Genomic DNA, 10,118 nt, shown 5'->3' with positions numbered 1-10,118 from the left:
CGCAAGAAAAAGCCGTCGGAGAATGCCAGTGAAAAGTCAGGAACAATCAGAAAAATTCCCGTCATGGTGGCCTGCGACCGTCAGCAACATGTAACCGATGCCGTTCTCGAACATGTGAGTAACGATGAACTCTTCACGCAACTGGCAGGACGGATTTTACCAGGTAGCACCCTGTGCACAGATGCTCATCTGTCCCATGAAAAACTGGCAGACCAACTCAACGTGACGCTGAAAGAATTGGTCACTACGGCAGGCCAGTATGTGCGAGAGGAGGTTTATCACATTCAAACGGTCAACGCTTATCACAGTGAGCTCAAACGTTGGATCAATGGTTTTTTCAAAGGCGTGGCGACGAAATATTTATCGCGTTATCTGGGCTGGAAACGATTTTTAAAGACACATATCTTCTCGGAAGAGAGTTTGTTAGATCAGGAGGCATCTCATTGGCTTAACCCACATTTATTGTGAACAGAGCCGCTGAATGCCTGTGGGAGCTTTGCCATTTTTTACCCTCCCTTGGCACTGCTGGCAGTGTGGGCAGTCAACACAGACCATAGCCATTACACTACTCCTTATCTGCAAATACAGTAATGGCAAGGATTATAGATCATACCAACGGTTCTGAGGCGTTACCCAGAAAAGGAGAGCTGTTGTTCCATGGGTATTCTCAGATTTGGCTCTGGTCAGGATTGTCTAATAATGGGGACTTATTCGCAGGTTCCCAAGCACAGGAGGTCATGTTTAGTATTAACATTCTGGCTGCTGTACCTGGGTCAGTTGCAATTACTGAGGCTTTTGAGAGGTCTGAGCCTCTTCAAAGAGCAGCCTTAACTGAGGGGGCAATTTGTTTTTGTCCACAGCCCCACCCAAAAAGTGTGCTCCAGCAAATACCTCGTCCACATTCTCTTTTTCTCTACCTTCAAGATCGATTGAAGTATGTACTTTTATCGCAGTCAACATAGTACTTTTGAGTTGGTCATCATCAATCCCAGTACCTGTGGTAAGAAGTGTGATGTTTTTATTATCAATCATTTTCTGGATGTCGAGGTCTCCTTTTTTGGAAGAGATAAACTGCCTGGCAGTTTGGCTAGTCATCGCCAGAACCACTCTGCAAGGGGACTGGTTTGCATAATTTTCTGTTTTGTTTTTGGCGATTATAGAGCCGCTTTCCAGCAAGACTCTAGCCATAACTTGCCCATCTACGACTACGCAGGCATCGGCATTGAGTGTAGTAGACGAACATAGTGGCAAAGAGGTCAGAATATTACGCCAGATCTGATGTGTTTCACTCTGTATTTGCTGTTTTACTTCGGATCTTATTTGTTGGACATCCGAAGCTGAAGCACTTGTCTGGTTGCTGCCTCCGATAAAGCCGTCGCCTACAGCAACAATATTGCCGGGAACAGGCTGTATACCCGGAAGTCGTCCGATAGCCTCTGATGCACCGAGTGGATTTATGCTAGAGTTTGTTTCGGTTAGCACACGTGCTATATCGTATGCGTATTGTTGGAAACCATGGCCTGGTACAGGGGTGACTCGATAAACGCTAACGCCGAGTCGGTTTCTTGTATCTGCCGACGAAAAGCTAGCATTCACTTGATCCTGTACTATCGCATCCTCGTCAATACCATCTGTTCCCAGGTAGGCTGTTGGGGGAAGATAATTCAGCTTGACTGAGTCTGTGGTCTTTTTTGTTCCTGCCGCTGTCGCTTCTCCAGTCGGTGGAGTGTCCTTAGCTGGTGGCGTTGCCAGTGTTACGTTTTTCCAAAGAGACTCGTACTCGCTTTTTTTGTTGGGCTTAATATATCTACTCTGTATTAATTGTTGGAATATTGCCTGTCTGAGATCAACATTTTTTCCCTGTGCTTGAATCTCCAGCGCTTCCATTGCTTTGATAGTATCTTCTACATCTAATTTTTTGAGGCCAGCTGGCTGAAAATCCAGACCATTCTGCCGGGCAAGTCTTCGAAATAGCATAGGGCTTGATGCGTGCAAAGTGTTAACCAAATAGCCAGCAAAAGGCGCGTATTTTGACTCAGCTTGCTCAGTTGCGGGTGTGCTTGGTGCTGTGGCTATTGCACCTGTACCTGTACCTGTATGTTGGTTGGGGGACGTTACATTCATATTTTCCATCCTTACAATGTATTAATTTGCATGTTTTTTGAACAGGGAAATGAATGGAAAGTTTCATGAATGTGTTAATTGTGCTAACCAGCTGGTTAGCCAAGAAAATGCCATCAACAGGAATTCTCAGGTTTTGAGTTTTTGTATTGATAGCTGGCTTATTCACTGAAGTTACGCAGCTACGAATGATCATAGCTGCTTGAACGATGCCTGCAGAGCAGACATATAGATTTTCGCTCTGAGCTGAAAATGGTTCATCTTCAGCTTTAACGACAGGGCTTCCAGTCGGAAGGCCGAGTAAATCGATAGAAAAATAGGATTGCTTTGGGTTCTGACAGTATGGGCTGGCGACTTGGCCATGGCCGCATTGGATTTCAGGGTTTTATGGAAGACTTCAACTTTCCACCGTCTTTTGTAGATCGTTTTCAAGCTCTCGGCGTCACAATCCAGATCGCTGCTCACCAGATAGAGTATGCCTGTGCTGCCATCCTTGTTTTTAAAGACCTGGCGGAATAGCAGAACAGGAAAATTGACTCCAGCTATCCAGCCTGTGACAAGCTTATCTTCCGTGAAATTCACAGTATCTCAGACTGGCAACAGCGGCTCTCGCGCCCTTCTCAGCCAGCAAACAACTGGCCGACACGACCTCACTGACAAATCGTTCATTCTTTGGAAGGTCATCGCCAAAAATAGCACTAACCGACAAAAATGCTTTCACCCTGGCTGCTATATTATCTGCTCGATTTCCCGGATGACTGTCTGCGATGAGTTTCAGCTCTGCAGACATAGGGTCACGAACATCAATAGCTTCACCATTCCTATCTATAGCACTGACATATTTCATCCAACCTGCCAGGCCTAGTGCCAATGGTGCAAAATCAGAGCCCTGCTCAAGATGCCAGCGCACAGTGTTTAACCAGCGTTGAGGAATTTTCTGGGAGCCGTCCATAGCAACCTGACAGATACGGTGGGTCAATCTTGGGTTACAGAAGCGCTGCATCAACTCTTCTGCATACGCGTTTAAATCTTCGCCTTCAGGAATATCCAATGATTTAGCCGCAACACTTTTCATAAAATGGCTGGTTGCTGCGTAAAAATCAGGATCAGACGCAACCTCACTGATAGTCGGATAGTTTCCTAGATAACCGAGATAAGCCATAAAGGAGTGACTACCGTTCAACATACGCAGCTTCATTTCTTCGTAAGGTTCAACATCCTTAACAAATTTTACGCCGGACACATCATCCCAATCCGGGCGCCCCAGAACAAAATCATCTTCGATAATCCACTGGTGGAAGGCTTCACAAACTATTGCACCTTTATCTTCTACTCCCAGTTCATCTTTCACAGTTGCCAGATCTTCAGCTGTCACAGCAGGAACGACACAATCAACCACTGTGCAGGGGAAAGAACACTCTTCAGCAATCCAGCGAGCCAACTCCGGATCAAACTGTGTTGCCATCTGTAATACAGCACTGCGAGCACGCTTTCCATTGCCTGACATGTTGTCACAACTTAAAACGGTGAAAGGTTTGAGTCTGGCTGTACGACGTGCGGCCAGAGCAGAAACAATCAAACCAACAGCCGAACGAGGATGTTCGGGATGCTTCAAATCATGGGCAATCAGTGGATTGTCCAACTGCAACTCACCTGTCGCAGGGTTTGTACAGTAACCCTTTTCCGTCACTGTTAACGACACAATACGCGTGTTCGGTGAGCGCATAGCTTTAAGTAAAGAGTGTCGGTCACGCTCTGCATAAAGAGTGTCGACTATAGAGCTGACCAGTTTATAGGTTCGACGTTTGTCTGAATGAATTTCAGTGACTGTGTAGAGATGGTTCTGTGCCTGAAGATCAGAAATCAACTGTTCTCCACCAAAGATATTAGCTGAAATAATCCCCCAGTTACGCTGGCCAGAAATAGCCATGAATTCATCGGTAATCCGGGCTTGGTGACCTCGGTGAAAAGCCCCCAAGCCAAGATGAACAATTGCTGGAGTAATCGTGTCTCGATGACTAAGGCGATGGGATAAATTCAGTGAACCAGCAGTTTTGTTATTGAGCATGTATACATCCACTCCTGCCCCAATAAGGGGCTCATCTGCGCATGAAAAATGTAGCGTCAGGGCAAATGACAGGGGCTGAATGCTGTTGGCAACAGGACCCTTGCTGCCAAGACTCTTATGCTTACAGGCATTCTATTGAAATGGGGCACCCCCTCCTTGTTTTGAGTCAATCTTTACCCCTTGTTTTTGCAAGTTGTGTTTCGTTTTCAGTCAGTGAGATTTGCTATGCAACGCGGCATGCTTATTCATGAGAACGAGAATGTTCTTGTTGCCTAACAGGTTCTTGGAAAAGGGGAAATCATTTCTGGAAAAGGACCCGAAATACTCCTTACAGAAGACATCAAAAGGGTATCTCCACTCTTCAAGATAAATCCATGGGTTGCGCTCAAAAAGCCAGACAGCCTCAGGTTATCGACGTTTTGTCTTATGGGGAAAGGCTGTATAAGCCTGGACGCTGGCTATTTTCAAAAACAGCATCACTCTCTGAACGATGAAGAATAAAAGCTTTTCCTACGAGTGATCAACATTCACTCGAACTCAAAAACAGCTTGAGAAAGCTGATTACTCTTGTAGAAACATTCCAGAATTTCAGTGGTTAGATGTTCAGGTGGCAAGTGTTTACCGGGAGTAAAAGTACCTGACAATTTCGGATCAACCAGCAGTACACCACAAAGTATGTACAGAGCCATTATCGGGTCTAGAAACTTCATACGGGTGGGTTCGTTAAGAATAAAGTTCACCGGCATGTGTTTATTCAGAACTCGCCCTTCAGGCACACCTTCACCATATTCATCTTCCGCGCCCATATTCACCAGAATGGCATCACTCTGGATAAACAAGTTGGCGTCGTAATTTTCTGTTATCAGGTTTTCTACACCTGTTGCTGTAACAATCAAATAACTGTCTTCTAATGCTGAAGCAATCGCTTTTTGATCTTCACAATCAATAAACGTAAGTGATGAGATATCCTCGAAACATTCAGGCATTTCGGCAACGAAAACTTGAGCGCCACGTTCTAACAACCCTTTGGAAATTCCCCGGCCAACTTTACCAAAGCCAAAAACCAGGCAATTCTTTCCCTCCACTGAGCCGATACCCAACTGATCCATTGCTCTGAACAAGCCATCAGCTGTTCCCAGAAAAGTTTCCACTTCCTTGACTGGAGATGAGTCGACATCAATACATACTATATCTTTGTGCTGCTCATACTTGGTTGCACCGCTGCGGGTTAACTCAACATATCCACAGTGAGAAGGGATATTCCAGTGATGGGCAGTACAGTCCAGCACCACATCAAACTCCCCACCTTCGGGAATATCTGGCAAACAGCTGATACCACAACGTTCCAATAATTGAACGGTTTGTTCATCGGGAGCAATTTCATCAGGCCAGCTTACAGTGACCTCCGCCCCCTCTTTCAACCAGGGTAAAAGTGCTGGCAAAGTGTTGATAAACAGTGGAGCTGCAAAAAGAACCCGTTTGTCCGCTATAGCTGGGTTACCCACAAAGTAGCGATCAACACTTTGTATACAGGGGTAGTCTTCTGGCTGATAACTTTTCCCCAACACCTCAATGAGTCGATCCAGCTTTACCATAGTAATTCTCCTGAAGAAGTCAGGCTAACAACTATAGCCAGCGTGCCAGTAATGAACCGGCGATGGTCCACATAATCACACAAATCAATAGATCAATACCCTGACGCACTTTTGGCCTTGAAAGAACAGGGGCTAATTTAGCGGCACCAATGGCAAGGGAGTAAAACCAGATAATAGAGGCCAGTACCGTTCCCATGGCAAAGGCCATTCTGTCCGCGCCTTCGTACTGCCCTCCGACACTTCCGAGAACGACAACGGTATCAAGGTAAACATGGGGATTAAGCAAAGTCAGAGCCAGCGTTCCCCAGGCAACCTTCATAAGCCCTAAGGAACCATCATCTGAAAGCTCCAGGCTTCCTTCCGGTGACAGAGCTGCACGCAACGACAGCGCCCCATACCAACCCAGGAAAAGAACCCCGGTAATGGTGATAATGGTTAGAAGTAGTGGTGACTCCGAAATCAGGGCTCCAGCACCATACACTCCCAGCAGAATGAGTGTGATATCACAGACAGAGCAGATAGTAGCAACCATTACATGATGATTTCTGGATATCCCCTGTTTTAAAACCCAGGCATTTTGGGCACCGATGGCAATAATCATCGAAGCTCCAAGAAAAAATCCCTGAAAAGCCGGTAAAAAAGTCATTGTTTTGTGTATCTCGTGTGCCGTTTTCATGAATTGTTATTTAGAATGGAGCCATGGGACAGTTCTCCTACGACTGAGAGTAACGGGAAACATTGTGAACGTTAATCTCAGAATTTTAACCCCCCATCGTTTTCGCTAATGAATAATCTGGATTACCGCCTTATCGCCGCCCTTGACGCTGTTATCACCAAGCGCAGCTTTGAGCGGGCCGCTGAACAACTCTGCATAACGCAATCTGCAGTCTCTCAACGTATTCGCCAACTGGAGAAACAACTGGGCCAGCCTCTTCTGATTCGCAGTCAGCCTCCTCAACCCACCAGCACAGGCCAGCGTCTTCTGGCTCTGTTCCGACGGGTTCAACTGCTGGAAAAGGAAGCCTTGCCTGAATTGCAGCCTGATTCCAAGGCACATTTCCTGCCGTTGGCTCTGGCAGTCAATGCCGACTCCCTTGCCACCTGGCTGATTCCTGCTCTTGCTCCAGTTCTGAAGGAACAACTGATAGAGCTGGATTTCCGTATTACCGATGAGTCAAGAACTCTGGATCTGCTCCGTAAAGGTGAGGTTCTGGGCGCTGTCAGTACGGAGCCTTCTCCTGTTACCGGCTGTATTGCAGATCGACTTGGCCGTATTGAGTATGTGTGTGCGGCTTCTCCTGAATTTATCGAGAGATATTTCCCCAACGGGGTGAATCGGGAAAACCTGATGAATGCGCCGGCAACTGCCTTTGACCATTTTGACGATCTGCACCAGCGCTATCTGGAAATGCACTTTGACCTGCCACCAGGTGAAGTTCCCTGTCATATAGTGGGAACGTCTGAAGCCTTTGTCACTCTGGCCAAGCAAGGTGTGGCCTACGGCATGATTCCGGATCTTATGATTCGTGATGAACTAGCATCAGGGGAACTGGTGGAAGTGATTCCGGATATTCGCCATAACCGGGTATTGTTCTGGCATCGCTGGGCCCTGGAATCTGGCGCCATGAAGGAAGTCAGCGCTAATTTGATCAATTATGCCCGTGAACTGTTATTGACCTGATTCCTGAGGCTCGTAAACCGGATCATTACTGGCTTGGAACTGCTCGTCATTTCTCATATCAGCCCAGGCTTGTTCAAGCTCCTGCTCTTCGAGCAGGATACTTTCTGGTTTTTTGTTATTCTCCGAATCCATACCGGCTCCCGATTATTATCAGTGAATAAGCTCAAACAGATCTTCACCAATCTCTTCCTTTCCTAACGCTGTTTTAAAGTGTGGCACACCGATATTCTGTTGTTGTACCTCAAGGTTGCCGGAGCCATACATAAAGGTCTGCACAGCTTCACGATGCTCCTGCGTTAATGGTGCACCGGGATCTGGCACATACCCAAGGCGATCCACTTCAGCGGCAAACTGCTTGGTTCTAGCATCAGCTTCACCGGTTCTATCTTTGCCACTTTTACAGTAGATGTGAGACAGCGCCCCAACTTTAAAAGCCAGTAGCTGCACTCTTTCTACCAGGTCATAAGCATCGTTGCCTTCCATATGGTGCAGCCCTTGGCTGTATAAGGTGCGAACCTGATAAACCAACTGCTGCACCTTGTCATAGTCGGGAGAATTCTGCCCAGGGCCGCTCAACCATTCTCCCACAACTCCACCAATGTCGCTGTCCGGATGACTGTTGCCCAGTAATTTATCTAACCCCATCTGGTTATACATGTCTGCCTGTTCCCAGGTTCTGCCAACCCTTGATAACGCAGGATTCAGACCAAATTTGTTCACCGGTATATTCAGGGTGGTCAGCCGAATATCTGCTGTCACAGTATGCGCATGCCCGTTGCTGTCAAAAACCTGCATGGTTACCGGTTCTTCACACAGTTTCACCATCATATCGTTCTGGGCTTTCTGGAAAGCCAGCTCGTCGTCATGAATACCGGTGACATGGCGAATCTGGTCAGGAGAGAGCAGCGATGTAGCCACCATATCAAACGGCAGAGGAGCGCCATCAATAATTTCTTGCTTCTGCTCCGCCGTCAGTGCCGCAAACTTCTGAACAAAAGCGGCACGCAGAACTTCCATAGCCCGGTTTTCCAGCGTTGATGTCTGCTTGGCTTTGTCTTTTATCTTATGGGAAAACAAGGTTCCGCTACGCAGCCCTTTATAGAGTGTTTTCCCATCACTCGAAGTCACTTCCGTGTCAAAAAGGTTAATAGCGTGAATACGTTCAGTGGAATCAGCTGAGCTTCTGCCACGCCCGCTATAACTGGAAATGAACGGGTCCCGGTTCCCAACTGCTTGTCCGGGAGGGGTAAAACGCATCTGCCCGGCTGGTACAAGTTGCGATGTGTAATTATGAACCTGTCCATCGGCCCTGACAGGAATCACCTTCTCAATGGTTTTCCATTCGCTGCTATTTGCCACCGCCGCAGAAGCTTTGAACCAGAGTTTCTTCATACTCCGAGAACTGACACCCGCTTCAATCAGCTCTTTTTTCAAAGCTTCGGTATCGACTTTCACTGCCTTTTTCATATGAACAACAGGCGTGAAGTGTTTTCCGTTCAGCTGAGCTTTTCTGTTCTTCACATCGTCTATTTGATTCATCAAAGACTGAGCTTTCTGGAACTGCCCCTTGGTCTGAGCCTTTTCCAGACTTTCATGCAAAACCAACAAGCCTGTATTCAGCATGTGCTCTTCGGCTTTTCGTAGCTGTTCCTGGCCTCGGAAGTCGGCTTTCTCAAGCCCTTCCAGATAACTAATATGCTGTTGTCCCTGATTGATCTGGTGGTAAACATCGTAAGCCATGGCCTGACGAACTGGTTCAGGAAGCCCACTCAGAGCACCACGCTGAATAGCATTCAGGGACTGGCCGAGTTTATGAATATGCTCCCGGGTATTTTCTATCTGGTCTGACCATTGTTTTTGATGAATAAGATTTAGTGGAGAGCGGCTGGTTAATTGAGCAGTCTGGGAACTGTTGTACTGGAATTCCCGAGCCAGATTCCGGTCGTAGGCATCCATAGGTTGAGTATCCAGCCAACGATCAAGATCTTCCGGATAAAACCGGCCACTCTCATAACCAAGAACACGGGAAACTTCCGGGGCAGCACTGGCAAACGCAGTGCTGTGATAAGTCAGTACACTGTCCACCAGCTGACCAGCTTCCTGCCGGGATAATTCGTGGTCACCATTGTGGTAAAACGCCGCTTCAAGGTGCTGCTGTAGCCGGTTTCTCTCATAATCAGGGAGCTGCTGAGGTGAATAACCAGTGGCACGGGTAAACAACCGGCTGGCCATGCTGCCCTTCTTGTCAAGATTCATCCAGCTATGTGAGTGCTGATGATTATGTTTGTCAATGGTTTGTTTGAGTTTGGCGGCTCTATTATGGAGACTTACAATCCTGCGAGCCGTCAGGGGCTTAGAGCCAGCATTCTGCATGACCTTTCTGCCGACAGACGCCCCATAATCGTTATCAAGGTTAGTCTTAACGGAACGTCGGCTGTAAGTCGGCCCTTTGTCTCCAGAGCTAAAAAGCTTGACCAACCAGTGACCAAAAGGGCCGTCCCGGCCTTTACTTTTAATAAAACCTGTATGTTTGTAGCCCTGAGCCCTGCCAGCCTCTAACGCCGATCTGAGCGCTTTCATGCGCTGCTCCTGATAAAAGAGGAACCATTGAATGGGATATCGGCAGATCAGGCTTTATTCACAGTTTTGTAGA

Annotated in this window: 10 protein-coding genes; 3 read left to right on the top strand and 7 right to left on the bottom strand. The window is 47.1% G+C overall.

Going from position 1 to position 10,118, the window contains the following annotated elements; genetic code table 11:
• Nucleotides 1-468: IS1595 family transposase (locus tag QMA35_RS15155; RefSeq protein WP_281647999.1), on the top strand; the 468-nt coding region annotated here is incomplete at its 5' end.
• A 315-nt stretch (nt 469-783) separates the two neighbouring features.
• On the opposite strand, the gene QMA35_RS15150 is transcribed toward QMA35_RS15155, so the two are convergent.
• The 3 genes from QMA35_RS15150 to QMA35_RS15140 all read right to left on the bottom strand — a co-directional run bounded on the left by QMA35_RS15150 (nt 784) and on the right by QMA35_RS15140 (nt 4,189).
• Nucleotides 784-1,887: a hypothetical protein gene (locus QMA35_RS15150; protein ID WP_281647998.1), complete on the bottom strand. Its 1,104-nt coding sequence runs from the start codon at nt 1,885-1,887 to the stop codon at nt 784-786.
• Between the two features lie 426 nt (nt 1,888-2,313).
• Entirely contained in the window at nt 2,314-2,703 is a 390-nt protein-coding gene (locus QMA35_RS15145; protein ID WP_281647997.1) for a hypothetical protein, read from the bottom strand.
• Nucleotides 2,684-4,189 (bottom strand): mannitol dehydrogenase family protein, encoded by a 1,506-nt coding sequence (locus QMA35_RS15140; protein WP_281647996.1) that lies wholly within the window; start codon nt 4,187-4,189, stop codon nt 2,684-2,686. Before QMA35_RS15140 ends, QMA35_RS15145 begins: the two co-directional genes overlap by 20 nt.
• Nucleotides 4,190-4,539: 350 nt before the next feature.
• Between QMA35_RS15140 and QMA35_RS21940 the strand changes: the two genes are divergently transcribed.
• Nucleotides 4,540-4,683 (top strand): hypothetical protein, encoded by a 144-nt coding sequence (locus QMA35_RS21940; RefSeq protein WP_348650951.1) that lies wholly within the window; start codon nt 4,540-4,542, stop codon nt 4,681-4,683.
• Between the two features lie 33 nt (nt 4,684-4,716).
• Here the strand turns inward: QMA35_RS21940 and QMA35_RS15135 are convergent, their stop codons facing one another.
• Nucleotides 4,717-5,784, bottom strand: a complete 1,068-nt coding sequence (locus tag QMA35_RS15135) for an NAD(P)-dependent oxidoreductase (protein ID WP_281647995.1) — start codon at nt 5,782-5,784, stop codon at nt 4,717-4,719.
• Nucleotides 5,785-5,815: 31 nt separating this feature from the next.
• Nucleotides 5,816-6,430 (bottom strand): LysE/ArgO family amino acid transporter, encoded by a 615-nt coding sequence (locus tag QMA35_RS15130; RefSeq protein ID WP_281647994.1) that lies wholly within the window; start codon nt 6,428-6,430, stop codon nt 5,816-5,818.
• Nucleotides 6,431-6,568: 138 nt separating this feature from the next.
• On the opposite strand from QMA35_RS15130, the gene QMA35_RS15125 reads away from it, so the two are divergent.
• On the top strand, nt 6,569-7,465 hold the full coding sequence (locus tag QMA35_RS15125; protein WP_281647993.1) for a LysR family transcriptional regulator ArgP: 897 nt from the start codon (nt 6,569-6,571) through the stop codon (nt 7,463-7,465).
• On the opposite strand, the gene QMA35_RS15120 is transcribed toward QMA35_RS15125, so the two are convergent.
• Nucleotides 7,454-7,597 (bottom strand): hypothetical protein, encoded by a 144-nt coding sequence (locus QMA35_RS15120; RefSeq protein WP_281647992.1) that lies wholly within the window; start codon nt 7,595-7,597, stop codon nt 7,454-7,456. The two genes, QMA35_RS15125 and QMA35_RS15120, sit on opposite strands and share 12 nt — an antisense overlap.
• A gap of 18 nt (nt 7,598-7,615) precedes the next feature.
• Nucleotides 7,616-10,045 (bottom strand): inositol phosphate phosphatase SopB, encoded by a 2,430-nt coding sequence (locus QMA35_RS15115; RefSeq protein WP_281647991.1) that lies wholly within the window; start codon nt 10,043-10,045, stop codon nt 7,616-7,618.
• Nucleotides 10,046-10,118: the final 73 nt, after the last annotated feature.

It is taken from the genome of Parendozoicomonas sp. Alg238-R29, assembly GCF_947331445.1.
GTDB lineage: Bacteria > Pseudomonadota > Gammaproteobacteria > Pseudomonadales > Endozoicomonadaceae > Sansalvadorimonas.
The sequence above is the reverse complement of the archived record's forward strand: the minus strand, read 5'-3'. Positions and strand labels throughout refer to the sequence as shown.

Coding starts and splice junctions, on each gene's coding strand:
- QMA35_RS15150 (WP_281647998.1), bottom strand. CDS start 1,887: ATGGAAGCGCTGGAGATTCAAGCACAGGGAAAAAATGTTGATCTCAGA.
- QMA35_RS15140 (WP_281647996.1), bottom strand. CDS start 4,189: ATGCTCAATAACAAAACTGCTGGTTCACTGAATTTATCCCATCGCCTT.
- QMA35_RS15135 (WP_281647995.1), bottom strand. CDS start 5,784: ATGGTAAAGCTGGATCGACTCATTGAGGTGTTGGGGAAAAGTTATCAG.
- QMA35_RS15130 (WP_281647994.1), bottom strand. CDS start 6,430: ATGACTTTTTTACCGGCTTTTCAGGGATTTTTTCTTGGAGCTTCGATG.
- QMA35_RS15125 (WP_281647993.1), top strand. CDS start 6,569: ATGAATAATCTGGATTACCGCCTTATCGCCGCCCTTGACGCTGTTATC.
- QMA35_RS15120 (WP_281647992.1), bottom strand. CDS start 7,597: ATGGATTCGGAGAATAACAAAAAACCAGAAAGTATCCTGCTCGAAGAG.
- QMA35_RS15115 (WP_281647991.1), bottom strand. CDS start 10,045: ATGAAAGCGCTCAGATCGGCGTTAGAGGCTGGCAGGGCTCAGGGCTAC.